Origin of the sequence: Erythrobacter neustonensis (assembly GCF_001663175.1) — a bacterium.
Taxonomy (GTDB): Bacteria; Pseudomonadota; Alphaproteobacteria; order Sphingomonadales; family Sphingomonadaceae; genus Erythrobacter; species Erythrobacter neustonensis.
Genome location: NZ_CP016033.1, coordinates 1428713 through 1454202, shown reverse-complemented (window position 1 = coordinate 1454202; position 25490 = coordinate 1428713). Strand labels below are relative to the sequence as shown.

The 25490-nt window shown below is 67.1% G+C and carries 22 protein-coding genes; 13 read left to right on the top strand and 9 right to left on the bottom strand.

What is annotated here, in order from left to right:
- Positions 1–195: 195 nt before the first annotated feature.
- On the bottom strand, positions 196–1236 hold the full coding sequence (gene ruvB, locus A9D12_RS06820; protein ID WP_068350613.1) for a Holliday junction branch migration DNA helicase RuvB: 1041 nt from the start codon (positions 1234–1236) through the stop codon (positions 196–198).
- A 232-nt stretch (positions 1237–1468) separates the two neighbouring features.
- Here ruvB and A9D12_RS06815 point away from each other — a divergent pair, with 232 nt between their 5' ends.
- On the top strand, positions 1469–1849 hold the full coding sequence (locus A9D12_RS06815; RefSeq protein WP_231889721.1) for a GIY-YIG nuclease family protein: 381 nt from the start codon (positions 1469–1471) through the stop codon (positions 1847–1849).
- A gap of 35 nt (positions 1850–1884) precedes the next feature.
- Here the strand turns inward: A9D12_RS06815 and ruvA are convergent, their stop codons facing one another.
- A complete protein-coding gene (gene ruvA / locus A9D12_RS06810; protein ID WP_068350612.1) occupies positions 1885–2493 on the bottom strand; it encodes a Holliday junction branch migration protein RuvA in 609 nt (202 codons plus the stop codon).
- 270 nt (positions 2494–2763) lie between these two features.
- On the opposite strand from ruvA, the gene aroC reads away from it, so the two are divergent.
- The 7 genes from aroC (at position 2764) to A9D12_RS06775 (ending at position 13471) form a co-directional block, all read left to right on the top strand.
- Positions 2764–3837, top strand: a complete 1074-nt coding sequence (aroC, locus tag A9D12_RS06805; protein ID WP_068350611.1) for a chorismate synthase — start codon at positions 2764–2766, stop codon at positions 3835–3837.
- A 104-nt stretch (positions 3838–3941) separates the two neighbouring features.
- Positions 3942–4772 (top strand): alpha/beta fold hydrolase, encoded by an 831-nt coding sequence (locus A9D12_RS06800; RefSeq protein ID WP_068350610.1) that lies wholly within the window; start codon positions 3942–3944, stop codon positions 4770–4772.
- Between the two features lie 665 nt (positions 4773–5437).
- A complete protein-coding gene (ahpC, locus tag A9D12_RS06795; RefSeq protein WP_068350609.1) occupies positions 5438–6004 on the top strand; it encodes an alkyl hydroperoxide reductase subunit C in 567 nt (188 codons plus the stop codon).
- Positions 6005–6230: 226 nt separating this feature from the next.
- Positions 6231–7820: an alkyl hydroperoxide reductase subunit F gene (ahpF, locus tag A9D12_RS06790; RefSeq protein ID WP_068353897.1), complete on the top strand. Its 1590-nt coding sequence runs from the start codon at positions 6231–6233 to the stop codon at positions 7818–7820.
- 203 nt (positions 7821–8023) lie between these two features.
- Positions 8024–10240, top strand: a complete 2217-nt coding sequence (gene katG, locus A9D12_RS06785; protein ID WP_068350608.1) for a catalase/peroxidase HPI — start codon at positions 8024–8026, stop codon at positions 10238–10240.
- Positions 10241–10370: 130 nt separating this feature from the next.
- Positions 10371–12212: a gamma-glutamyltransferase family protein gene (locus A9D12_RS06780; RefSeq protein ID WP_068350607.1), complete on the top strand. Its 1842-nt coding sequence runs from the start codon at positions 10371–10373 to the stop codon at positions 12210–12212.
- 89 nt (positions 12213–12301) lie between these two features.
- Positions 12302–13471, top strand: a complete 1170-nt coding sequence (locus A9D12_RS06775; protein WP_068350606.1) for a GNAT family N-acetyltransferase — start codon at positions 12302–12304, stop codon at positions 13469–13471.
- Here A9D12_RS06775 and A9D12_RS15015 read toward each other — a convergent pair.
- Complete coding sequence (locus A9D12_RS15015; protein ID WP_231889720.1) at positions 13468–14187, bottom strand: hypothetical protein; 720 nt, start codon at positions 14185–14187, stop codon at positions 13468–13470. The genes A9D12_RS06775 and A9D12_RS15015 overlap by 4 nt on opposite strands.
- A gap of 18 nt (positions 14188–14205) precedes the next feature.
- Entirely contained in the window at positions 14206–15492 is a 1287-nt protein-coding gene (locus A9D12_RS15010) for a hypothetical protein (protein ID WP_231889719.1), read from the bottom strand.
- A gap of 182 nt (positions 15493–15674) precedes the next feature.
- Between A9D12_RS15010 and A9D12_RS06765 the strand changes: the two genes are divergently transcribed.
- Positions 15675–17945, top strand: a complete 2271-nt coding sequence (locus A9D12_RS06765; protein WP_068350605.1) for a trypsin-like serine protease — start codon at positions 15675–15677, stop codon at positions 17943–17945.
- A 20-nt stretch (positions 17946–17965) separates the two neighbouring features.
- On the opposite strand, the gene A9D12_RS06760 is transcribed toward A9D12_RS06765, so the two are convergent.
- Positions 17966–18205, bottom strand: a complete 240-nt coding sequence (locus tag A9D12_RS06760; protein ID WP_068350604.1) for a hypothetical protein — start codon at positions 18203–18205, stop codon at positions 17966–17968.
- Positions 18206–18257: 52 nt separating this feature from the next.
- Positions 18258–20228 carry a TIR domain-containing protein gene (locus A9D12_RS06755; RefSeq protein WP_068350603.1) on the bottom strand — a complete coding sequence of 657 codons (1971 nt, stop codon included), beginning with the start codon at positions 20226–20228 and terminating at the stop codon, positions 18258–18260.
- A 162-nt stretch (positions 20229–20390) separates the two neighbouring features.
- On the opposite strand from A9D12_RS06755, the gene A9D12_RS06750 reads away from it, so the two are divergent.
- The 4 genes from A9D12_RS06750 (at position 20391) to A9D12_RS06735 (ending at position 22911) form a co-directional block, all read left to right on the top strand.
- Positions 20391–21287 carry an SPFH domain-containing protein gene (locus A9D12_RS06750; protein WP_068350602.1) on the top strand — a complete coding sequence of 299 codons (897 nt, stop codon included), beginning with the start codon at positions 20391–20393 and terminating at the stop codon, positions 21285–21287.
- A 10-nt stretch (positions 21288–21297) separates the two neighbouring features.
- Complete coding sequence (locus A9D12_RS06745; protein WP_068350601.1) at positions 21298–21498, top strand: type II toxin-antitoxin system antitoxin; 201 nt, start codon at positions 21298–21300, stop codon at positions 21496–21498.
- 116 nt (positions 21499–21614) lie between these two features.
- Complete coding sequence (locus tag A9D12_RS06740) at positions 21615–21929, top strand: hypothetical protein (protein WP_068350600.1); 315 nt, start codon at positions 21615–21617, stop codon at positions 21927–21929.
- 16 nt (positions 21930–21945) lie between these two features.
- A complete protein-coding gene (locus A9D12_RS06735) occupies positions 21946–22911 on the top strand; it encodes a hypothetical protein (RefSeq protein ID WP_068350599.1) in 966 nt (321 codons plus the stop codon).
- 127 nt (positions 22912–23038) lie between these two features.
- Here A9D12_RS06735 and A9D12_RS06730 read toward each other — a convergent pair whose 3' ends face one another.
- The 3 genes from A9D12_RS06730 to hppD form a co-directional block, all read right to left on the bottom strand.
- Entirely contained in the window at positions 23039–23557 is a 519-nt protein-coding gene (locus tag A9D12_RS06730; RefSeq protein ID WP_197489889.1) for an EF-hand domain-containing protein, read from the bottom strand.
- 178 nt (positions 23558–23735) lie between these two features.
- A complete protein-coding gene (locus tag A9D12_RS06725) occupies positions 23736–24299 on the bottom strand; it encodes a VOC family protein (protein WP_068350597.1) in 564 nt (187 codons plus the stop codon).
- Positions 24296–25426: a 4-hydroxyphenylpyruvate dioxygenase gene (gene hppD, locus A9D12_RS06720; protein WP_068350596.1), complete on the bottom strand. Its 1131-nt coding sequence runs from the start codon at positions 25424–25426 to the stop codon at positions 24296–24298. Before hppD ends, A9D12_RS06725 begins: the two co-directional genes overlap by 4 nt.
- Positions 25427–25490: the final 64 nt, after the last annotated feature.

Sequence of the window (25490 nt, the reverse complement as noted above, 5' to 3'; positions counted from 1 at the left end):
GCACCTTTGCCAAATCCAGCCTGCATTTGATGGCAGAAGGCTGCGACGGGCAATCGGGTTAACCAAGGATCGGGGCGCGAAACGCCCGAAATTGCCCGCAAAACGGCCGATTTCACCCTGCCTGTCCCGTAGTGGCACCGAAAACGGCAGCCCCGTTAGCCAAATGGTTAAGGCTGCGACTGGCGGTGGCGGGAATCAGTCCTCGAACAGTCCCGATTGCACCGGGGGCGATTCTCTTGGCGGGGTCATGTCGAGATGCTTCCACCCGTCTTCGTTGAGCATCCGCCCGCGGGCGGTGCGCGCGACCAGTCCCAGCTGGATCAGGTAGGGTTCGACCACTTCTTCCACCGTGTCGCGCGGCTCGGCAAGACCGGCGGCCAGCGTCTCGATCCCCACGGGGCCGCCCTTGTAGGTGGTCGCGATCATCGTGAGATAGCGCCGGTCCATCAGGTCGAGGCCCAGCCGGTCGATCTCGAGCCGGGTCAGCGCCTCGTCCGCCACCGCGCGGGTCACGCTGGGCGCGCCCGCGACATCGGCAAAATCGCGCACGCGCCGGAGCAGCCGCCCAGCCACGCGCGGGGTGCCGCGGCTGCGGCGGGCGATCTCGTGCGCGCCGTCGGGCTGGATCGCGAGCCCCATCAACCCCGCCGCACGGGTGACGACCTTCTCAAGCTCGGCATGGGTGTAGAAATTGAGCCGCACCGGAATCCCGAAGCGGTCGCGCAAGGGGGTGGTCAGCAACCCCTGCCGCGTGGTCGCGCCGATCAGCGTGAAGGGCGGCAGGTCGATGCGGACGCTGCGAGCGCTCGGCCCCTCGCCGATGATGAGATCGAGCGCGCGGTCCTCCATCGCAGGGTAGAGAACTTCCTCGACCACGGGCGAAAGGCGGTGGATTTCGTCGATGAACAGCACGTCATGCGGTTCGAGATTGGTCAGCAGCGCGGCCAAGTCGCCCGCTTTGGCGATGACCGGGCCGGAGGTGGCGCGAAAGCCCACGCCAAGCTCGCCCGCGATGATCTGCGCCAGCGTGGTCTTGCCTAGGCCCGGGGGCCCGAAGAACAGCGTATGGTCCATCGCCTCCCCCCGCGCGCGCGCGGCGGCGATGAAGACGGCGAGGTTGCCCTTGGCGGCTTCCTGCCCGACGAACTCGGCCAGGCGCCGCGGGCGCAGGGCAGCGTCCGGGTCGCCGGGCTGGCGGGCGCCACAATGTATCGGGGTGTGGAGGGGGTCAGTCATTCATACCTGCATGTGTCGCGCTGGTAATCCCATGCGCCGCCCCGGTCGAGGCAAGTGTCGATGTCGAGCCAATCGTCAATCCATGCTCCGGCGAACATGCCACCGATAAGAATGGCAAAAGCGATGGCAGCTCGCTTCACTTCTCACTTCCACGAACTGCGCATCCCGACGCCATAGACCCTGGCACAAGTTCAGGGTGACGAAGAAGGGAATAATCCTCTGAAATTCCGTCATGCTGAACTTGTTTCAGCATCCATCGCGCGGCATCCTCCGGGCCATGCGGCAAGAGCGCAACCCTTGCGTCTACATCCTCGCGAGTCAGCCACACGGCACACTTTATATCGGGGTCACCAGCGACCTGATCGGCAGGCTCTGGCAACATCGCAATGGCGTCGTCGAAGGCTTCACCAGCCGCTACAAAGTTCACCGTCTCGTCCGCTACGAGCTGTTCGGCGATATGGAGCACGCGATCCTGCGCGAAAAGCAACTGAAACGCTGGCACCGGCAGTGGAAGATCAACCTGATCGAGAGCGAGAACCCCGAATGGCATGATCTCGCCGCAGGGCTGGGGTTTCCGCCGGTAGGGCCGCGCAGAATTCCTGATGGATCCTGAAACAAGTTCAGGATGACGGAGGAAAGTGCCGACCATCACCCGGCCGCCTTCTTCAGCGCCACGCGGATCAGATCACCCTCGCTCGCGCCCTCGCCCAGTTCTTCCAGCGCGCGGGCAACGGCCTGCGCCGCGACCGCGGGCTTGAAGCCGAGGTTTTCAAGCGCGCTCGCCGCGTCGGCACCGACGCTGCCTGCGGGCGCCGCCGCCGCGCCAATTGCAAAGCTCCCGCCGCCGCCCGGCATACCGCCGGCCTTGTCCTTCAGTTCGTTGACGATCCGTGCCGCCAGTTTCGGCCCCACCCCGTTGGCGCGAGTCACCATCGCGGCATCGCCCTTGCCGCAAGCCTCGCGCAGTTCCCCGGTCGAGAGCGCGGAGAGGATCGCCAGCGCGACCTTGCTGCCGACGCTCTGCACCCCGGTCAGCAGCCGGAACCAGTCGCGTTCTGCGCTGTCGGCAAAGCCAAGGAGGCGCATGTCGGTCTCGCTCACCTGCATCTGCGTGTGGACCGTGCAGAACTCGCCCACCGATCCCAACGCGGCAAGCGTGCGGCTGGAGCACCACACCAGATAGCCCACCCCGCCGACATCGACGATGGCCCAGTCTTCGCCCGTGCTGTCGAGCCTGCCGGATAGCTTTGCAATCATGGTTTGTTCCTTGGCGCATCGCAGGGCCTAAAGCCAGAGGGAGGTTGTCCGCTGTCCGCAATTCAGGCGCGCGCGTGCCGCGTGTTGGAGACACATGAGACACTGTCCAGAACGCAAAAACCCTGCTCCCCCGAAAACCTGCGGCAAGGCCGGCAGTCAGCAAGAAATAGGGCATGGCGCAGGTCATGGCGGCAGGATAGCGCGCGGCCATGCAGTAGGAAAACGCCGCCTGCTCGACACGCGGCGCTTTTGCGGTAAGGAACCCAACCCATGAGCTGGAACACCTTCGGGCGCGTGCTGCGCTTTACCACTTGGGGAGAGAGCCACGGGCCTGCGCTTGGCGCGGTCGTCGACGGGTGCCCTCCGGGCCTCGCGATTTCGGAAGACTTCATCCAGCCCTTCATGGATGCAAGGAAGCCGGGCACCAGCCGCTTCACCACCCAGCGGCGCGAGGACGACATCGTGCGGATCCTCTCGGGGGTGTTCGAGGGTAGGACCACCGGCACGCCGATCGCGCTGCACATCGAGAACACCGATCAGCGCTCGAAAGACTATTCGCAGATTGCGCGAGCATATCGTCCGGGCCATGCCGATTACGCCTATGACGCGAAATACGGCATCCGCGACTATCGCGGCGGGGGGCGTTCCTCAGCGCGCGAGACTGCGGCGCGTGTGGCGGCGGGTGCGGTGGCGCGGCTGGTGATTCCCGAGGTGACGATCACCGCCTACGTCTGCGAACTTGGCGGCGACCGGATCGACGCAGGCAACATCGACCATGCCGAGATCGCCAAGAACCCCTTCTTCTGCCCCGATCCTGCCGCCGCGAAGCGCTGGGAAGAAAAGGTCGATGCGGCGCGGAAAGCCGGGTCATCGCTGGGCGCAGTCGTCGAGTGCGTCGCCACCGGCGTTCCGGCAGGCTGGGGCGCACCGATCTATGCCAAGCTGGACAGCGATCTGGCCGCCGCGATGATGAGCATCAATGCGGTCAAGGGCGTCGAGATCGGTGACGGCTTCGATGCCGCGCGGCTGACGGGCGAGGAAAATGCCGACCGGATGCGCCCCGGCAAGGACGGAATGCCCGAATACGCCAGCAACCACGCGGGCGGGACGGCGGGCGGCATCTCGACCGGGCAGCCGGTGGTGTGCCGCGTCGCCTTCAAGCCGACCTCGTCGATCCTGACCCCGGTGGAATCGATCAACAGCGCGGGCGAAGCGGTCGAAGTGGTCACCAGGGGCCGACACGATCCGTGCGTCGGCCTGCGCGGGACGCCCGTGGTGGAAGCGATGATGGCGCTGGTGCTGGCCGATCACAAATTGCTGCACCGCGGCCAGACCGGCCGCTGACGCGCCGCCCCTGCCACGCCACACCCTGGCTGACCGCCAAGGAACTTTCGCGCGCGCCGCATCTTCCCTTGCCCGAGACAACGCTTCGGCAAGGAGACGACTGCATGGCCTATTTCACTACCCGCGATGGCACCGCGATCCGTTACAAGGAACTGGGCGAAGGCCGTCCGGTGATCCTGATTCATGGCTGGCCGCTCTCGGGCGACAGTTGGGACCCGGTGATGATGCACCTCGCCGACAACGGGATGCGCGCAATCGCCTATGACCGGCGCGGGTTCGGCGGATCGGATCATGCGGCAAGCGGCTATGACTACGACACCTTCAGCGACGATCTGGCCGATCTGATCGCGCGTCTCGGGCTCGATGCGAATATCGGCCTTGCCGGGTTCTCGATGGGCGGCGGCGAGATCGCGCGTTACATGAGCCGGCACGGCGGCAAGGGCGTGACCGCCGCGGCGCTGGTCAGTTCGGTGGTGCCTTACATGCTCCAGACCGACGACAATCCCGAAGGCGTGCCCGATGCGACCTTCAAGGAAATGACCGAGGGAATGAAGGACGATTTCCGCGCCTTCTTCACCGGATTCTTCAAGGATTTCTACGGCGTCGGCGGCCCCGGCACCCCGGTGAGCGAGGAAGAACGCCACTGGGCGTGGCAGACCGCGATGAAGGCGTCGCAATATGCGACGCTACAATCGGCCGCGGCCTTCGCCTATACCGATTTTCGCCCCGATCTGGCGCATTTCAACGTGCCGACGCTGGTGATCCACGGCACCAACGACAAGACCGTGCCGATCGAAGCGACGGGCCGCAAGGCCGCCGCAGGGATCGCGAATGCCAGGCTGATCGAATATGCCGATGAACCGCATGCGGTCTTCGCAACCGTGACCGACCGGCTCAGCTCCGATCTGGCCGAATTCTTTGGCGCCAACCGGTAAGACCCAACCTGTCCGGATCGTCCCGCCCCGGCCTATGGTCGTGGCGGGCGCTCCGCACAGCGATGCGATCAGTGGCTTGGACTATCGCGGCACGTCCTCGAGGGTAGCCGGACGCTTGTCGAGCCGCTCTCGTTTGGCAGCAATCAGGCGCTCCTCGTCCTCTGGTTTGATCAATGCGCGACCCTCGTCCACTGATAGCAGGGTGAGCTTTGGAGCCTTGTAAGGTTTACGCATGCGACCGGCGACCTTTTTTCAAGCGGTTACAATACGATCAACGTGACATAACGGTGTATGATTTGCAACAACGCCGCAGCAGCTACCTGAACGTTAGCCAAGGTAAGTTGCGCGTCAGTGGTAAAAAAAGTGCAATTGTTACGCGTCGCGACAAAATGATGATTGTGAACGCTCTCAAACTTTCAGCTCGTGGTGTTGGTCGCAGTCTGGTGTCATTTCATCGGTTTTCCCTGAGGTTTGGAATTAACAGCCCAGCCTAACCCAAGACCGTCCGACCATCGCGCGGCGGAAAGACTTTCACCGCCTTTGACAGATTGAAAATTCCGATCTTCGCAATCGCACAAATCAACTTTTGTGCAGCGCAAAACCGCCTATCTGGGCACCATCGGTTTCAAGCCTCTCTCAACCACCCAACACAAGGACAAACTCCCATGGGTATCATCGGTTCGACCCTCACCCCCTTCACCGCCACCGCCTTCCAGAAGGGCAAGGACTTCTTCACCGTCACCGACGCGGATCTCGCGGGCAAGTGGTCGGTGTTCTTCTTCTACCCGGCCGACTTCACCTTCGTGTGCCCGACCGAGCTTGAGGACATGGGCGAAAAGTATGCCCAGCTGCAGAGCATGGGCGTCGAAGTCTATGCCGTCTCGACCGACACGCACTTCAGCCACAAGGCCTGGAGCGACACCTCGGACAAGATCGGCAAGCTGACCTTCCCGTTCCTGGGTGACCAGAACCACGTGCTGTCGAACAACTTCGGCGTGCTGCGTCAGGATTCGGGTCTGGCCGACCGTGCGACCTTCGTGGTCGATCCCGACGGCGTGATCCAGATCATGGAAATCACCTGCGAAGGCGTGGGCCGCAATGCCAACGAACTGACCCGCAAGATCAAGGCCGCGCAGTATGTGCGTGCCAACCCCGGTCAGGTCTGCCCGGCAGCATGGGAAGAAGGCAGCGACACGCTGGCCCCCTCGCTCGACCTGGTCGGCAAGATCTGAGGCATAAGGCCTTACAAGGACCGGCAGGCGCGCCGCCCCACATAAGCAGGCGCGCCTGTCGCAGCACCCCGGGAGTTGCCAAAAGGCTCCCGGGTCGTAGCCGGGACCGGCCGTTCGCCCCTCCCCCCTTTCGGGGCGTCCGGGCCGGTCCTGTGTTGCTGCCATCCCCTCGCCATCACCACATTCCGCGCGGCCTTTGACCGGCCCCGCGCCCGAAGGATTTCTCATGCTCGACGCCGCAATGCAGACCCAGCTCAAAGCCTATCTGGCGAACCTGCGCGAAGGCGTGGAACTGGTCGCCTCGCTGGACGACAGCGAGAAGTCGCGCCAGACCCGCCAGCTTATCGAACAGATCGCCGCGCAGCACGATCTCGTCACCGCGCGTTTCGACGGCACCGACGATCGCAAGCCCAGCTTCATCATCCGCCGCGCGAGCGACGCGGAGAAGTGGGTGCGGTTCGCAGGGCTCCCGATGGGTCACGAATTCACGTCGCTGGTGCTCGCGCTGCTGTGGGCCGGCGGCCACCCGCCCAAGGTCGACGCCGATCTGATCGAACAGGTCCGCGCGCTCGAAGGCGATTTCAATTTCGAGATGTTCTTCTCGCTCTCGTGCCACAACTGCCCCGACGTGGTGCAGGCGCTCACGCTGATGGCGCTCGAAAACCCGCGCATCACCGCGACGCTGATCGAAGGCGGCACCTTCCAGGACGAGGTCGAGCGCCGCGACATCATGGCCGTGCCCGCGACTTTCCTGAATGGCGAGCCGTTCTACAACGGCAAGATGGAACTGGCCGAGATCCTCTCGAAGCTCGACGTCAATGCCGATGCGCGCGCTGCCGAGAAACTCAGCGCCAAGGCCCCGTTCGAAGTGCTGGTGGTCGGCGGCGGCCCTGCCGGTGCGGCTGCCGCGGTCTATACCGCGCGCAAGGGTTTCAGCACCGGGATCGCAGCGGAACGCTTCGGCGGGCAGCTCAACGATACGCTCGGGATCGAGAACCTGCCGGGCACGCCCTATACCGAAGGCCCCAAGCTGACCGACAGTCTCAAGAGCCACGTGGGCCAATATGACATCGACCTGATGGACCTCGCCCGCGCGGTCGAACTGCGCGCAAGCAAGGATGTCGGCGGGTTCCACGAAGTCGTGATGGCCAACGGCGCGACCCTGCGCGCGCGCTCGCTGATCCTGTCGACCGGCGCACGCTGGCGCAACCTCGGCGTTCCGGGCGAAGCGGAATATCGCAACAAGGGCGTGGCCTATTGCCCGCACTGCGATGGCCCGCTGTTCAAGGGCAAGCGCATCGCGGTGATCGGCGGCGGCAATTCGGGTGTTGAAGCGGCGATCGACCTCGCCGGCATCGTCGGTCACGTCACGCTGGTCGAATTCGACGTGAAGCTGCGCGCCGACGAAGTGCTTCAGCGCAAACTGCGCTCGATGCCGAACGTGGAAATCATCACCAATGGCCAGACCACCGAGGTTCTGGGCGATGGCACCCGCGTGAACGGCATGGTGGTGAAAGACCGCGCGAGCGGGGACGAACGCCGGATCGATCTGGAAGGCGTATTCGTCCAAATCGGCCTTGTCCCCAACACCGAATGGCTGCAGGGCACGGGCCTCGAACTGTCGAAGCACGGCGAAATCGTCACCGACGATCACGGCGCGACCAATATCCCCGGCATCTATGCCGCGGGCGATTGCACCACCGTGCCGCACAAGCAGATCGTGGTTGCGATGGGCGAAGGCGCGAAGGCGGGTCTGGGCGCGTTCGACTTTCTGATCCGCAACGAGCCGGTGGAAGCGATTGCGCAGGCGGCGTAATCCGGCCCAAAAGTGACATGGAAAGGGGCGGGCTCTCCACCGGGGGGCCCGCTCTTTTTGCTGTGCGCCACGCGCGGCACTGATCGCCCCACTCAATCAAACCCTCCGCATTAATCGATTGGACGCACCATCATCATCGCGTCATTCTCCCCCCATAGGCTGCGCCCCCGAGGCGAGTCTGGCACATGAGAGGAGATACAATCATGGATGCAAAAACCGGCGATATCAGCGGCGGCTGCCCGTTCAACGGCAGCGTCGACATGCGCAACCTTCTGGGGCGCACCAACCGCGACTGGTGGCCGCAGGCCCTGCAGGTCGACATCCTTACCGAAGGCGGGCGCAGCGCGAACCCCTATGGCGAAGACTTCGACTATGCCGAGGCGTTCAATGCGCTCGATTACAATGCGCTGAAGGCCGATCTCACCGCGCTGATGACCGACAGCCAGCCGTGGTGGCCGGCCGATTACGGGCATTACGGTCCCTTCTTCATCCGCATGGCCTGGCACGCGGCGGGCACCTATCGCACCGGCGACGGGCGCGGCGGGTCGAACTCGGGCCAGCAGCGGTTTGCCCCACTCAATTCTTGGCCCGACAACGGCAACCTCGACAAGGCGCGCCGCCTGCTGTGGCCGATCAAGCAGAAATACGGCAAGAACATCAGCTGGGCTGACCTCTTCATCCTCACCGGCAATGTCGCGATCGAATCGATGGGCGGCCCGGTGTTCGGCTTCGGCGGCGGGCGCGCGGACGTGTTCGAGCCGGAAAGCGTCTACTGGGGCACCGAGGAGCAGTGGGTCAACGAAGGCGTTGCCACCCGCATCCAGCCCAAGGAAGGCAAGGCGCTCGAAAACCCGCTCGCCGCGATCCAGATGGGTCTGATCTACGTCAATCCCGAAGGTCCGGGCGGCAATCCGCACGATCCCGAAGGCATGGCGCGCGACATGCGCGAAACCTTTGCGCGGATGGCGATGAACGACGAGGAAACCGTCGCGCTCACCGCGGGCGGCCACGCCTTCGGCAAGGCGCACGGCGCGCACCCCGCCGACACCTTCGGCGGCGCGCCCGAAAGCGAAGACCTGCACCTGATGGGCTTTGGCTGGCTTAATGACGCGGACGAGATCGCCAGCGGGAACATCACCACCTCGGGGATCGAGGGCGCTTGGACGCCCAATCCGACCCAGTGGGGCGGCGACTATTTCCGGCTGCTGTTCAAGTACGATTTCGAGCTGGTGAAGTCGCCCGCCGGCGCGCACCAGTGGCAGCCGATCAATCCCGATCCCGAAGACATGGCCCCCGACGCGCGCGACCCGTCGAAGAAGGTGCCGACGATGATGACCACCGCCGACATGGCGCTGAAGTGGGACCCGGAATATCGCAAGATTTCCGAACGGTTCCTGCACGATCAGGCGGCGCTGGACGATGCCTTTGCCCGCGCATGGTTCAAGCTGTGCCACCGCGACATGGGCCCCAAGGTCAAGTATCTTGGCCCCGAGGTTCCGCAAGAAACGCTGATCTGGATGGACCCCGTGCCGCAGGGCACCACCCCGTCCGATGCCGAAGTCGCGCGCTTCAAGGCGGCGATCATGGACAGCGGCCTGTCGGTGCGCGAACTCGTCAAGGCGGCGTGGGCTTCGGCCTCGACCTATCGCAATTCGGACCACCGCGGCGGGGCCAACGGCGCGCGCATCCGGCTGGAACCGCAGCGTTCGTGGGCGGTCAACGATCCCGAGGAACTGGGCCGTGTGCTCGACACCATCGAAGCGCACCGCGGCACGCTCAGCATGGCCGACGCGATCGTGCTTGCCGGCAACGCGGCCATCGAAAAGGCCGCCAAGGATGCGGGCTTCGAAACGGAAGTGCCCTTCCTTGGTGGCCGCGGAGATGCGACCGACGAACACACCGATGCGGCGAGCTTCGAGCCGCTCGAGCCCTTCGCCGATGGCTTCCGCAACTACCTCAAGACCAAGGCACAGGTCCGCACCGAGGAAATGCTGATCGACCGCGCGCATCTGCTCGGCCTGTCGGTCCCCGAAATGACCGTGCTGGTCGGCGGGATGCGGGCGCTGGGCGCGGTGAGCAAGCACGCCCACCACGGCAACAAAATAGGTGTCCTCACCGAAACGCCGGGCAAGCTTACGCCCGATTTCTTCCGCAACCTGCTCGACATGGGGACCAAGTGGGCCCCCGTGGATGACAGCGGCGACGAGGAATATGTCGGCACCGACCGCGCGAGCGGCGAGGAAAAGTGGCGCGCGACCCGTACCGATCTGGTCTTCGGATCGAACTCGATCCTGCGCGCGCAGGCCGAGGTCTATGCCGAGAGCGGGAACGAGGGCAAGTTCGTGTGCGACTTCATCTCGGCCTGGAACAAGGTGATGAACGCCGACCGCTTCGATGTGACCTGGGCGAAATATCACTGAGCCTATCACGCCTGAACCGAGGTTCACGGCTGATTGCGAGAAGGCCTCCGGTGGCAACACCGGGGGCCCTTTTCATGGGGCGCGCGCTGCGGTGCTTGCGCCCTCCGCTGCGCCGCCTAGTCTGGCCTCCATGCTGAAACTTACTCCGCTGCTGCTCGCCGCAACTGCCCTCGCCGCTGCGCCCCTTGCCGCACAGGACGACGCCCCGCCTCCGGCCCATGCTGCCTCCACGCCCGAGGCCACGAAAGGCATCGGCGCAGGCGCCCGGCCCGTCGGCGCAGCGTGGAGCCGCTCGCCGGTGATCGCGCCCCATGCGATGGCGGCGACCGCGCACCCGCTCGCAACCCAGATCGCGCTCGATATCCTGAAAGCGGGCGGCAGCGCGGTCGATGCCGCGATTGCCGCCAATGCCGCGCTCGGCCTCATGGAGCCGACCGGCAACGGCATCGGCGGCGATCTGTTCGCGATCATTCACGATCCCAAGACCGGCGCGCTGGTGGGCCTCAACGGCTCGGGCCGCTCGCCTGCGGGGCAGACATTGGCGCAATTGAAGGCGAAGCTGCCCGAAGGCGCGACCAGCCTGCCGCCGGTGGGCGCGCTGCCCGTCACCATCCCCGGCACGGTCGATGCATGGTTCGAGATGCATGCCCGCTATGGCAAGCTGCCGATCGCGCAGGTGCTCGCCCCTGCAATCCGCTATGCCCGCGAAGGCCACCCGGTCGCCCCCGTGATCGCGATGTATCTGGAACGCGGGCTGAAGAATTACGAAGCGCAGCAACAGCGCACCCCGTTCGATTTCGCCAATGCCCGCAAGACATGGTTCGCCAACGGCCGCGCCCCGCGCGCGGGCGAGATGTTTCGCAACCCCGATCTCGCCAACACGCTGGAGGCGATTGCCACCGGCGGGCGCGATGCCTTTTACGAAGGGCCGCTTGCCAGGGTGATGGTGGACTACCTGCAGAGGCAGGGCAGCGCCTTTACACTCGCCGATTTTGCCGCGCATGACAGCGAATGGGTCAACGTCGCCTGCACCGCCTATCGCAAGGGCTACGAATTGTGCGAACTGCCGCCCAACAGTCAGGGCTTTGCCGCGCTGCAGATGGTCAACATCCTCAGGAACGTCGACCTGTCGCAGTGGGAGCGCGGCAGCCCGCAGGTGCTGCATTACATCACCGAAGCCAAGCGGCTCGCCTTCGAGGATGCGGCGCGGTTCTATGCCGATCCGGCCTTCGCGCGCGTTCCGGCAGAATTGCTGACCGAGAAATATGGTAGGCAGCGGTTCGCGCTGATCGATCCCGCCCGCGCCACCCCGGCCTTTTCGCCGGGCGCGCTCACCGCGCCCAAGCTGGAGGGTGAAGGCGACACCACCTACATGACCGTCGCCGACAGTTCGGGCATGATGGTCAGCCTGATCCAGTCGAATTATCGCGCGATGGGCGGCGGGCTGGCGCCCGACGGGCTCGGCTTCATGTTTCAGGACCGGGGCGAGCTTTACAGCCTCGATCCCGCGCACCCCAATGCCTATGCCCCCGCCAAGCGGCCGTTCCAGACGATCATCCCCGCCTTCATCAGAAAGGATGGCAAGCCTTGGGCAAGCTTCGGGCTGATGGGCGGCGGGATGCAGCCGCAGGGCCATGTGCAGGTGCTGATCAACCTTGCCGATTACGGGATGAACCTTCAGGAAGCGGGCGATGCCGCGCGGCTGCACCACGATGGCGGCCGCCAGCCGACCGATGCGCTGGCGGGAAGCCCCGCCGATACCGCGCCGATAGACACGCTGGGCGTGCTTCAGGTCGAACCGGGCATCCCCGCCGCCACGGTCGAGGCGCTGCGCGCGATGGGCCACAAGGTCGAGGTCGAGACCACCGGCATCCCCTTCGGCGGATACCAGATCATCGCCCGCGATCCCGTGACCGGAGTCTATTCCGGCGCGACCGAGATGCGCAAGGACGGGCAGGCCGCAGGCTACTGATTTATTATCATATATTAACGGAGCCTTCACCAGCTTGCTACTAAGGCGCTGATTATTCGAGTAGGGTTTACTCGCACAGGGCCGCAATCATGTCGCTGATCGAACCCATCCTGGTGCCGCCTTCCGCGGTGCGCGATACGCGCATGTCCGGAGGCGAACACCCCTCCCCCTTCCCGCTTTTGGGAAGCGAACGGCTGCGCGTGCAGTTCCTGCGCAGCGACCGCCTGACCCCGCCGGATCGTCGCCGCTGGGCGAATCTCACCGCCTGCGCGGCGCCCGGCAACGTGCTTGCCGCCGATTGGTGCCTGTCCCCCTTACTAGAGGATTACCCGGCGCGGCTGGCGGTGGTGTGCGATCGCGCGGGCGGCTGGATCGGGATGCTGCCGATCGCATATGAACGCCTTCCCGGCACCGGCTGGCTGGGCGGATGGCACACCTGGCCGCTTGGCGCAGCGCATGCACATACCGGCCTGATCGGCACGCCACTGGTGCGCGCGGGCGCCGAACACGCCTTCTGGGAAGCGCTGCTGGCGCAGCTCGATGCGCGGCCCGGGCTTGCCGGCGGGCTGTTTGCCGATGCGCTCCCGCTCGACGATCCCGCCACGCTCGCGCTGGTCAGCCTGTGCGCGCAGCAAGGGCGCGCGCTGCACGGCTGGGGCGGTTTTGCACGCTCCGCCTGGCGCCCCGACATTCCCGCCAAGCCCCGCGCCGAAATGCTGATGCGCTCGCGGATGGAAGAGCAGGAGGCATTGCTAGCGGTGGCGCATGGCCCGCTCAAGCTGGCCTTCCACCGCCATGCCGAGGATTGCGGCCCGTGGCTGGCGGCGTTCCACGCGCTCGAACGCGGCGGCGGGTCGCTGGGCGCGGCACCCTTTGCGCCCGCCACCTTGCGCAGCGTGATCGCCGCCGGACAGCAGCGCGGCGCGGTGCGGCTGGCCAGCCTTGCCGCGGGGGAGACGATCGTGGCGATGGCCGCGTGGCTGGTGTCGGATGCGCGCGGCTATGGGCTGGCGCTGGGGATCGATGCCCGCGCGCGCGGTTTTGCCCCGCACCGGATGCTGATGCGGCGGATCGCCAAGCATGCGCGGCATGAAGGCATGGTGCAATTCGATGCCTGCGCCGCCGCGGGCACGGTGCCCGATCTGATGTGGCCCGAACAGCGCCGCTTTGCGCGCTTTGCGGTGGCGATCGGCGGGCCGTGCCGCCGCGCGCTGCTTGCCCGCGCGATGGGCGCGCTCGACAGCGGCGCGTCCGCCTAGGCGGGCAGCGCGAGCGGCTTGGCCCCGAACATCGCCTGCCAGCCGGAAATCTCGTCGATTACCGCATCGTCGAGCGCATGCACCAGATCGGCGACCGCGCGGTAGGTGAGCATGGCAGGATCGCCGCCGAGCAAGAGTTCGACCCGCGCGCCGATGCCCGAAAGCCGGTCGGCGGCGGCCTGCGAGATTGCGGCGAAGCGTTCGAAATCGGCAAAATAGCGGATCCCGGCAAGGTTCGCGCCCAGCGTCGGGAAGGCGACCCCGCAGAAGGTGAAGAAGGCCGACAGATCATGCGCACGCGCCTTGGGCACCCATCCCAGCGCGCCCGCGCCCTTGAGCGCAAGATAGGCCGCCACCGCCAGCACCGCGAGCACGAAACACGCCTCGGCCACCTTGTCGATCCTGTGATGCGCGCGCGCCAGATTGCGCGCCTTGCTGCGGTGATAGGCGACTTGGCCGGCGATATGCGGCAGCACCGCGCCTTCGAGCCCTGCGCGCAGGTAATCGCGCGTCACCGCGACCTGCGGCAGCCCGACATCGCGCAGCGCGTGACGGGCGAAATGTTCGGGCCAGCGGTCGGCGAGCTGCCCGCCCCCGTGGCCGTGCGCGTGCCCGTGGCCGCCGCCGCCCGGCTGCGGCCAGCGTCCGGCAGGGCGTGCGACCCCCAGCACCAGCAGCGCGGGCGCGTGGCGCAGATATTCCGCCGCGCGCCGCATCGCGAACCAGCGCCGGTGTCACCCCAGCCGCAGGCCCGCCGCGGTCAGCGCGATGATCCCGCCCAGCAGCAGCAACTCGGCCAGCGCAAAGCCCCACTTTTCCTCCTGCATCCCCGCCGGAAGATAGGCGAGGCCCACCACCACCGCGAGCGTGGCGAGCACGAAGTTCACGCACATGCCCGAGCGATAGGCATCGGCCAGCCGGTTCGCGACCCCGTCGGCCCAAGCGTAAAGCGGCAACACCTCGTCCGCCAGCGCGCGCGCCACCGCTCCGTCGCCGCCGGGCATCGCGGCGGCGGCGGCGATCACCGCTGCCCCGCTGCCCGTGGCAATCGCTTGCGGCGCTTCGTAGGGAACGCGCATCGATCCCAACGCGCCGGGCGCGCCGCTGAACACGCGCTCGATCCGGCGGTAGAGCCCGAACAGGCGGCTCGACCGGGGGCGCCAGCGTTCGCGCGAAGGCTGCGCGGGCGACCAGCCTTCGACCATGATCGCGGCGCGGATGATCGCTTCCAGCCGCGCCCAGTCGGGGGCGGCACCAAGCGTCGCGGGGTGGCCCAATTCCTCGGGCCGGGTGAGAATGCGCCAGGTCGCGGGCTGCGCGGGGTCGATCAGTAGCACCGGCGCGCCCAGCGCCAGCGCGGCGGTGACGGTGTGGCCCGTGCCGCCGGGCAGATTGCTGACCCGGCCGTCCCACACCGCGATGACGAGATCGCTGCGTTCGATCATCACCCGTCCAGCCAGCGCGACATTCTCCGAGGCGAGCGTATCGAACGCGCGCGCGGCTGCGATGTCGTCCGGCGCGGCAAGGCTGGCGCGCCACAGGCCCGCAATCTCGCTATCGCGATCGGCCAGCGCGAACACCCGCGCACGTGCGGTGGTGGTGCGGATCGCCACCACTTTGGCGCGCGCGGCAGGATTCTGCGGTTCCCCGCCCGCCAGCAGCGCATCGGCATCGCCAAGGCTTTCGGGATGGGCATTGATCGCGGCGTTGAGCCGCGCGCCGAAGGGCAGCACCGCGGCCAGTTCCCAGCCCGTGGCCAGCGCATGGTCGGCGGCAAGCTGATCCGTGCCGTCGACCAGCAGGCTGTGCAGCCGCACCGCGCCGCGCGCGCCCGGTAGGCCTGCCGCAATCGCCTCGATCCGGGCAAACAGCGCGCCCAGCCCTTCACCGATCGCATCCGCATGCGCGCTGTAGGCAGGGTTGGCCGCGCGGTGTCCGGTGATCCCGAGCGCGAGATGCGGCTGCCAATCGGCATCGAGCGGGGCGGGAAGCGCAGCGGGCGAAGGGTTGCTTGCTGGCATGGCTCGGTCGTGTCCCCCGCCGCTTGGCACGCCTCCGCCGCGCACCCCCCGTGCGCGCCCGGCCGTGCTGGCCAAGGTTAATCACGCCCGCTGCCCCCGCACAAGCACCAAGCGCACAAATTGACGCTACGGCAACGAGGGCGTAACCTGGTGCGAGCGGCTGAGGTGGGGAGGCGCTGAGGATGGCATGGCTCCGGTTTCTCGCGGCGGTGGTCGCGGTATGCGCGTTTGCCCCGCTCGCCGCGCAAAGCCCCGCAGGCCCGCGCACCTATCCGCAATCCGATTCCCGCTATGCCGCGCCCGAAAAGGACGCCGCGGTGCTCGCCCGCCAACAGCAGGATTACGCCGCCGATCTTGCGCTGTGCGAGGGGGGCGACCTGCCTGCCTGCACCGCGCTTGCCGCCGCGCTGCGCGACGGCGCGGGGCAGCCGCAGAACCGCCCGGTCGCCGAATTGCTGTGGCGCAAGGCGTGCGATGGCGGGATCGCGCAGGCGTGCCGCGACCTTGCCGATCTGGTGCGGCTCGCCGATGGCTGGGAGGTGAGCGCCGAACAGGCCGAACTGCTCGCACGCGCCTGCACGCTTGGTGCAAATAATGCCTGCGCGCCCCATGCGCGGCTGGTCGAAGACGGTGTCGGCGCGCGTGCCAACCGCGCGGCTGCCGATGATCTGCGCCGCGTCGCCTGCACGCGCGGCGATACGGCGTCCTGCCTTGCGCTGGTGCAATCGCTTACCGGCCCGCGCCGCAGCCCTGCCGCGCGCGAGGAAGCCCGCACCATCGCCGCGAAGCTCTGCGCGGCGGCGGGCGACAGTTTCGAATGCACCGCCGCGCGCCGCCCCTTCGGCCCGGTATGGCGGGACGATCGCGCCGCGCTGCTCGCCGATCTGGAACGCGCCTGCGAAGGATACGGCGGGCTGGCCTGTTTCGATCTGGCGCAGGAGGAACTCGCCGCACGCAGCGCACCCGATGACAAAGCGGCGAACGCACGCGCTCTCGCGGCGCTGGATCGGGGTTGCCCGGCAAGCGCGGATGCCTGCACCCTCGCCGCGCGGCTGCGCGATGAGGGTGCGATGCTCGCTGCCTGCGATGGCGGGGACCGCGCCGCCTGCCACGCGTTTGCCATGCGGTATCAGGACGGGGGCTTTGCCGCGGGCGATGTGCGCAAGGCGCAGGACCTGCTGATCGCGCTGTGCGAAAGCGCGGACGCGGATGCGGCGGCCGAACGCGCGAATACCTGCGGGACGGCGGGCATGCTGCTTCTGGCAAGCGCACCGCCCGACGATCCGCCGCCTGATACTGCCCGCGCCGAAGCGCTGCTCTCGCGCGGCTGCGCGGCGGGAGCGGAGGAAACCTGCTTCGTGCTTGCCGACGAATGGGTCGCGGGCAACCGCCTCGCCCGCGATACGCCGCGCGCCTATGCGCTGATCCATGATGGCTGCACCGCCGGCTTCAGGCGCGCGTGCAACTGGCTGATCAACCGGCTTGCGCGCGATCCGGCAACCCCGCTGCCGCCTGCCGATAGCGACGCCGATGTCGAGGGTGCCGAGCCGCCTTTTCCTCCCACGCCGCCGCGCCGGGTGGCCGAGGACATCTGCACCACCTCGCACGTCGCCTATCGCGGGGTGACCTATGCCGACACCGTCTGCCCCAGCACCGCCTATGTCATGGAAGGCAGCCTGGTTGCCAAGGGGGCTGCTCCCTGGACGGCGCTGATCTGGCGCCCCGAACGGATCGGCACGCTTGCGGTGGGGCCCAGCAGCCGCGTGCTGTGCGGCGGCACGGTGGTGCGCACCGGCTGGGTGCTGACGGCCGCGCATTGCCTCACCGATCAGGGGCTCGACATCACCCGCACCGGGCACCGCCTGCGGCTGGGGGTGAGCGATCCCAACGGCGCCGAAGGGATCAGCTACCGCATCACCGCGGCCCACCCGCACCCCGCCTATACCGGCGCGCAGCCCTATTATTTCGATGTCGCGCTGATCCGCTATGACCCTAACAGCGGCACGCGTGCCGGGCCTGCCTTTGCGCCGCGCACCGTCGCCACCGATGGCAAGGCGATGGATGCGCGGATCATCACGCCCGCCGCGCCCGCACAGGTGTTCGGCTGGGGCCGCACCGAACTGGCGCAGGGGCCGGTGCCCACCAGCCTGCTGCGCGGCACGGTCCTGCTGCGCACCCCCGATGCCTGTCAGCGCACGATCAAGGCGCCCGACGGCGCGCGCGATACGGTCTTGTGCGCGGACAGCGCCAACCGCCAGCAGGCGTGCAGCGGCGACAGCGGCGGCCCGCTGATGGTGTTCGAACCCGGCCCCCAGGGCCCGCGCACCCCGGTGGTGATCGGGGTGATATCCTCGGGCAAGGCCTGCGGCACCGCGGGCAAGCCCAGCCGCTTCACCCGGCTGGCGCATCCCGCGGTGCAGGACTGGCTGCGCCGGATGCTACCCCCGCGCTAGCCTACCCTCGGGCGGGGCGATCAGCCCGGGCCGATCGGATTGTTGGTGGGATCGACATCGTCGGCAGGTGCCGGGGTTTCGGTCATCATCGGTTCGGCCGCCGGGGTTTCAGCAGGCATTGCGGCGGGCGTTTCGGCAGGGGCCATCATCTCGGCCTCGGTGGTGGCGGGCGCAGCGGGTGCTTCCTCGGCCTTCTTCCCGCATGCCGAAAGCGCCAGCGCAGCCGATGCAAGCCCCGCAAACACAACGATTTTTCTCATGTCCTCTTCCCCCGATCACGGCGCCCCAAGCCGGGTGCCGGGGCGAAAGCTATCATGACCCCAGCCGCAATAGCAATTGCGCGAAAGGGGGGGCGCGGCGCAGCGGGTCCATCAGCGGATCGTTCGCCAGCCACAACAATCCGGGATCGCGCGCCTCCCACGCCGCGTCGAGCAGCGCCAGCGCCGCCGCCGCCTCGCCGCGCTGGGCATGGACCTGCGCCTGCTGATACTGGCTGTTGTCGAACCCCTCGGCGATCTCCTGCAAGGCCGCATCCGAGCCCGCTGCATCGCCCAGCCGGTGCCGCGCGATCGCGGTCGCGGTGAGCGCGTAGGATTGGCCCGCCTCCTTGCCCGCCGCGGCAAGCGCGCCTTCAGCATCGCCCTCCATCAGCAAGGCGATCGCAATTGCGAACTGCGCGCTGGCGATGCTCGGGTTGAGCGCGAGCGCGCGCTGCATCCGCGCCGCGACCGTGCGGGTGTCGCGCGCGAACAGCGCGACATAGCCTGCACTGCGGAACGCGCGGGCGTTGAGCGGGTCGAGCTTCAGCACCTCGCCGATCATCCGCGTTGCCGCCTGCACGTCGGGGCCATAGGCGAGGAACCCCGCGACCGAGCGCAGCACATCGGCATCGCCCGGCGCAAGCCGCTGCGCCGCGCGGTAATGCGGCGCGGCCCCCGCCCGGTCGAGCCGCCCGTTGTTGAGCACGAAGCCCAGCGCCAGATGCCCGCGCGCCAGCCGCGGTTCGATCGCGATGGCCCGTTCGGCCGCGGCACGCGCGGCATCGAACAGGCGGCGCATCTCGCGCTTGTCGCTGACGACATTGTTGGCGACCGCGGCCAGCATCGTCGCGCGCATCGCGTGCGCGGCGGCATAGGCGGGATCGTCGCGCACCGCGGCCTCGAACTGCGCGAGCGCGGCGCGGTCGCTCTCGTCCCCGGCGGACAGATCGTAAAGCGCCATGCCGCGCAGGAACGCCTCGTAGGCGGCGACCGAAGCGGTGCCGCCGATCTCGCCCTGCGCGCTGGCGGCGGCTCTGGCCTCGGTATCGGAGGCGACCGTGGCGACCAGCGAGAGCGCCACGGTCTGCGCGATTTCCGATTGCACCGCGAAGACATCGGCAAGCGCGCGGTCGTAGGTTTCGGCCCAGCGCACCGCGCCGCCGTCGATCTCGACCAGCTCGGCCGAAACGCGCACCCGCGCGGTGTCGCGCTGCACGCTGCCGCGCAGGATATGGGCGACGCCGAGTTTACGGCCGATCGCGAAATCGTCCTCGCCGCCGAGCGCGCTCGAGGACGTGGGGGCGGCGACGCGCAGCCGCGGATTGCGCGACAGGATCGCGCGCACCTCGCGCGCCAGCCCCTCGGAGAAATACTTGCGCGCCGGATCGCCGGTTTCGTTGGCGAAGGGGAGGACTACCATCGACGTGCTCGCCGCCCCCGCCCCGCCGATCAGCCCGAAGCGCCACGCGCCGACGAGGCCCGCTGCCCCCGCAAGCCCGATCCCGCCCGCGACCAGCCCGCGCCGCGACAGCGCAAATCCGCGCGCAGCCGGGGGCGGCATCGCGGTGGGCACCGGCACTGGCGCGGCGGCACCGGGTGCTCCGCCCAGCCGCGCGCGCACCGCGACGAGGATCCGCTCGGCAAGCGGATGGCCGCGAGTGCCGTCCCAACCGGTGATGTCGAGCACTTGAAACTGCCGGAACCCCAGCGGCGCCATCGTCCCGTCGATCGACAGCGGCACCAGACACCCGCGCTCGCGCCCGCGCTGCGCCTCGTCGCGCACCCAGTGCGATTGCACCGAGGTCGCCGACCACAGCGCCACCACGCATGTCGCATTTTCAAGCGCGGTCTCGGTGGTGGCAAGGAAGTTCTCGCCCCCTTCGAGCCGCCCGTCCCACCACACATCAAAGCCGTGTGACTGGAGGAGTGCGATCACCGGGCGCGCGCGTTCGAGGTCGCTGCGCGAATAGCTGACGAACAGCAGCGGGCGCGGATCGGTGCGGGTCGTATCGCTGCCGTTCACTGTTCTGCGTCCTCCCCCCGGAACCGCCGTGCCGCGATGCTACGCCCAAAGCGCCCCTAACGCCAAGCGCTGATCGGTCTGCGCCGCGACGAAACGCGCTTGACGCGCTGGCCGCGTGATATAAACATGATATCGCAATTATATCGGGGATGGAGATACGTCATGAACACGAATGCCTCTGCTGCATTGAACCGCAGCCGCGAAACCGCCGCTTCCACGCAAAGCGGTTATGTCATGCTGCTGGTCAGCCTGGTGCTGATCCTGATTGCAGGCGCGGCGTTCTTTGTCGGGGTCGGCGGGAAGAGCGTGCCGCTGATCGCGGTTGCGGTGCTGTCAGGGATCGTCGGCCTGCTGATCCTGGCAGGCTTCTACATGATCAACCCCAACGAGGCCGCCGCGATCCAGCTGTTCGGCGCCTACAAGGGCACCGACCGCAAGGAGGGGCTGCGCTGGGTGCTGCCCTGGCTGACCCGCAGCAAGATCGCGGTGCGCGCGAACAACGTCATCAGCGAGAAGATCAAGGTCAACGATGCGCGCGGCAATCCGATCGAGATGGCAGCGCAGGTCGTCTGGCGCGTCACCGACACCGCGCAGGCGCTTTACGATGTCGACGACTATCGCCAGTTCGTCACCGCGCAGATGGAAGCGGCGGTGCGCGCGATCGGTTCGCGCTATCCCTATGATGATATCGAGCATCACGAGATCACGCTGCGCGGCAACCATGAGGAGGTCGGCGTCGAACTGCGGGCCGCGCTGATCGACCGGCTTTCGGTGGCGGGGATCACGGTCGACGAATGCGGGCTGACGCACCTTGCCTATGCCCCCGAAATCGCCAGCGCGATGCTGCGCCGCCAACAGGCCGAAGCGGTGATCGCCGCACGCGCCAAGCTGGTCGAAGGCGCGGTCTCGATGGTCGAAATGGCGCTCAACATGCTCAGCGAGAAGAACGTGGTCGAACTTGACGACGAACGCCGCGCGGCGATGGTGTCGAACCTGATGGTGGTATTGTGCGCCGAACAGGAAGCGCAGCCGGTGGTCAATGCCGGGTCGCTCTATTGATGGGGGAGGCATGAGCGGCAAGAAAGCCTTTGCGCTGCGGCTCGATCCGGCGCTTCACGATGCTATCCAGCGGCTGGCCGATGCCGAGCTGCGCAGCGTGAACGCCGAGATCGAAGTGCTGCTGCGCGAGGCGCTGGCGCGGCGCGGGGTCAAGCCCGAACGCACCGCGCCCGCCCGCCGCGGACGCCCGCCCGGCCCCAATGCCTCGTAATGGAACCGGGCAACAAATTCAAAGTTGTGAAGGCACGGCTAACTGTCTAGATACAAATGAAATACTGCGCTCAACGAAAGGGGGCAGGATGGTGAGGATACTGAGCGAGGATCGCCATGCCCAATCGCAACAAGCCCTTTGTCGTCTACAAACGCGCCTCGGGCTGGTTCACGATCGTGCCGCGCGGCGTGAAAGGCTGGCTGCAGATGATTGTCTGGCTGGCGCTGCTCGCGGGCCTGTGCGCGTGGTTTGCCGACCACTACGTCGAATACCGGATGCGCCCCGAACTGGGCACCGGCGTCTGGCTGTTCGTCAGCGGGCTGATCGCCTGGTCATTGTGCTTCATCTGGTTCGTGTTCGCCCGCGCCGAAGTGCTCGACCGCGATGTCTGGCTGCGCGATCAGGCGCGCAAGAACCGGCACCGGCAATAAGTCCGGCGTGCCGGCGATGACGCGCCGTGCACTGCTCGCCGCCACCGCCGCGCTGATCGCGGCAGCCCCTGCCCAAGCGCAGGATCAGGCACCCGCCCCTGCTGCACCCGAGGCCGCGCTGCCCGATGAGCTGGTGCTGCGCGGAGACAATATCGTCACCGTCACGGTCGCCGGCGTGCCGCTCAGCTTCGAAGTCAGCGCCGAGGCATTCGGCCCGGCGGTGGTCAACCCCGATGTGGCCGCGCGGCTGATGCTGGCGCCCGAACGCGCGCGCGGCTGGCGCTTCGGGCCGGTGGTGGTCGAGGGACAGTCCGCGCAGGTTTCCGCCGATTTCGGCGCAGGGCCTGTGCCGCTGACGCTGAGCTGGGCGGGCCGCCCGGCATCGGCGAGGGCCGACGGGGTGATCGGTGTCCACCACCTGCCCTTTGCCCGTGTCACCTTTGCGCTGCGCGCCGTGGCGCCGGGCGAAACGGTTCAGCGCCTGCCGCTGGCACGCGGCGGAGGGCGCAGCAACACCCGGATCGGCACCGAGGTCGCGGTGGGAAAAAAGCGCCTGATGATGATCTTCGTCAGCGAACGCAGCGAAAACCTGATTACCGCGCCGACCGCCAATTTCATCGCGACGCACCGCAACGGCGGGTTCGAGCCCGGCTCGGACGGAGTGGCCGTGATGGATTTCGGGGTCGAGCGTCCGACCCGCACGATGCGGATCGCTGATCCGATCATGCTGGGGGACATCGCGGTGTCGCGCTTTGCGGTGCGGGTCGAAGATTACGGCACGCCTGCGCGCGTGGGCGAAATCGCCGAAAACGATCCGCGCTTCGAGAAAGGGCATATCGTGGTCAGCCGTCGCAAGGGGCGCGGACGGCCCGATCTGCTGACCCGTATCGGGAGCGACCAGATCGCGCATTGTTCGGCGCTGACCTATGATTTTGCAGCGGCCGAAATCCGCCTGAGCTGCGCAGCCCTGCACGAGGATTGATCGAGTTTCGGCGGCGTGATGGGGCCGTGGACCCGGGGGTGCGTCCCGGCGACGGGCTCGCAGCGTCGACGGCGGCGGCGGGAAAGTGCGTTCATCGCGCCTGCCCGCCGCCGCCTGTCACCATGCGTCAGCCGCGGGCGGCGCGGCGGCTGGCCTTGCGTTCTTCGGGGGTCACGGTGCCGTTCTTGTCGGCATCCATCCGGTCGAACCGCAGCAGCGCGCGTGCAGCAAATTCGTCGCGCGTTACCGCCCCATCGCCATTGGCATCGACCCGTGCAAGCCAGCCGCCCTTCTTGCGCGGTTCACCGGCGGCCAGCCGCGCGGCCTTGCGTTCCTGCATCGCGGCACGGCGCGCTTCCTTCCTCGCTTCGAACCTCGCCTTGTCTTCGGCGCTCATCGCGGCGAGCCGTTCGGCGCGCGCGGCCTTCCTTGCCTCGCGATGGGCTGCCATTTCGGCGGCGCTGATCGTGCCGTCGCGGTCGGTATCGAGCCTGGCGAAGCGTTGCTCCACCTTGGCGAGCATTTCGGCGCGGGCCAGCGGTTGTGCGCGGTCATGGCCGGCATGCGCGCCGCCGGGCGCCGCGATGGCTGGGGCGACCAGTGCGAGTGCAAGTGCGCCGGCGGTCAAAGTAGAAAGAGTTCGCATCATCGTTCCTTTCGTTGCCAGTGGCAAACAGGGGCGGGATCGATGTGCGGTATTTGCCGGTCTGATCGCGCCCGCGGGATCATGCAATCGACCCCGCTTACGTTCATCTATTTAGCGGGTCTCGATGAACAGATGCTGATGCCGTGGTTGGCCGCTGATCAGCTTCGCGGGATCGCGGTCACGCCTTGGCAGCATGCTCCGCGCGGGCCAGTTCGTGCAGCCAATCGGCGTGGCGGGGGGCTTTCTTGGTCTGCGACCATTCCTCGAGCATCACGGGCGCGACACGAGCGAGTTCTTCATATTGCTCGGCCGTGCCGATATCCGCGGCGAGTTCGACGCGGTGCCCGTTGGGGTCGAAGAAATAGATCGACTTGAAGATGCCGTGATGCGTCGGCCCCAAAACGTCGATCCCCTGCGCCTCGATATGCGCCTTGGCCGCCAGCAGCGCCTCTTCGGACGCGACCTTCAGCGCCAGATGCTGCACCCATTGCGGGGTGTTGGGATCTTTCCCCATCTCGGGCTGGTTCGGCAGCTCGAAGAAGGCAAGGATGTTGCCGTTCCCCGCGTCGAGGAAGATGTGCATGTAGGGATCATATTCCCCGGTCGAAGGCACGTGATTCTCGGCAAAGGCGGTGGTGTAGGTCATGCCCAGCACGCGGGAATACCATTCCACAGTCTCGCGCGCGTCCTTGCAGCGGTAGGCGGCGTGGTGGATGCCGGAAAGGTTTACGGGGTGGCTCATTGGGCCGGCTCCTCGACATTGAGCACGCCGCGCTGGATCTGGTCGCGCTCCATGCTTTCGAACAGCGCCTTGAAATTGCCTTCGCCGAAGCCCTCGTCGCCCTTCCTTTGGATGAATTCGAAGAACACCGGCCCGACCTGCGCCTGCGCGAAGATCTGCAGCAGCAGGCGGGGCTGGCCGCCTTCGGTGGTGCCGTCCATCAGGATGCCGCGCATTTTCAGCGCATCGACATCCTCGCCGTGGCCGGGCAGGCGTTCGGCGAGCATGTCGTAATAGGCTGCGGGCGGCGCGGTCATGAAGGGCACGCCGAGCTTTTGCAGGCGATCCCAGCAGGCGGTCAGATCGTCACAGATCAGCGCGATGTGCTGGATACCCTCGCCGTTGAAGGCGCGCAGGAACTCCTCGATCTGGCCCTTGCCGCCCTCGCCCTCTTCATTGAGCGGGATGCGGATCTTGCCGTCGGGCGCGGTCAGCGCCTTGCTGGTGAGGCCGGTATATTCGCCCTTGATGTCGAAGAAGCGGATCTCGCGGAAGTTGAACAGCGTTTCGTAATATTCCTCCCAATACTTCATCCGCCCGCCATAGACGTTGTGGGTGAGGTGATCGATGGTGTGGAAGCCAGCGCCCACCGGGTGCTTGTCGACACCGGGCAGATATTCGAAATCGATGTCGTAGATGGTGAGGCCGTTGCCGCCGGGCGCGCCGTCATAGCGATCGACCAGATAGAGGATCGCCCCGCCGATGCCGCGGATTGCGGGGATGCGCAGTTCCATCACGCCGGTCTGCACCGCGACAGGCTCCGCGCCCTTGGCGATAAGGTGATCGTAGGCCGCCGCCGCATCGCGCACGCGGAACGCCATCCCGCACGCGGAAGGACCATGTTCGCGCGCGAAATACCAGGCGGCGCTTTTGGGTTCGTAATTGGCGATGAGGTTGATGCCGCCCTGCCGCCACAGGTGCACGTCCTTGGAACGGTGCTGCGCGACGCGGGTAAAGCCCATCGCCTCGAACACCGGCTCGAGCATGCCCTTTTCGGGCGCGCAGAATTCGACGAATTCGAACCCGTCGAGGCCGGCCGGGTTGTCGAACAGGTCGTTGGCCGCCGTGGCCGTGGTGGGTGCGTTCATCGGTCTCATCCCCGCTGGCGATATAGTTTCAATTGAAACCAACTACCGCAAATCGCGGGAGAGC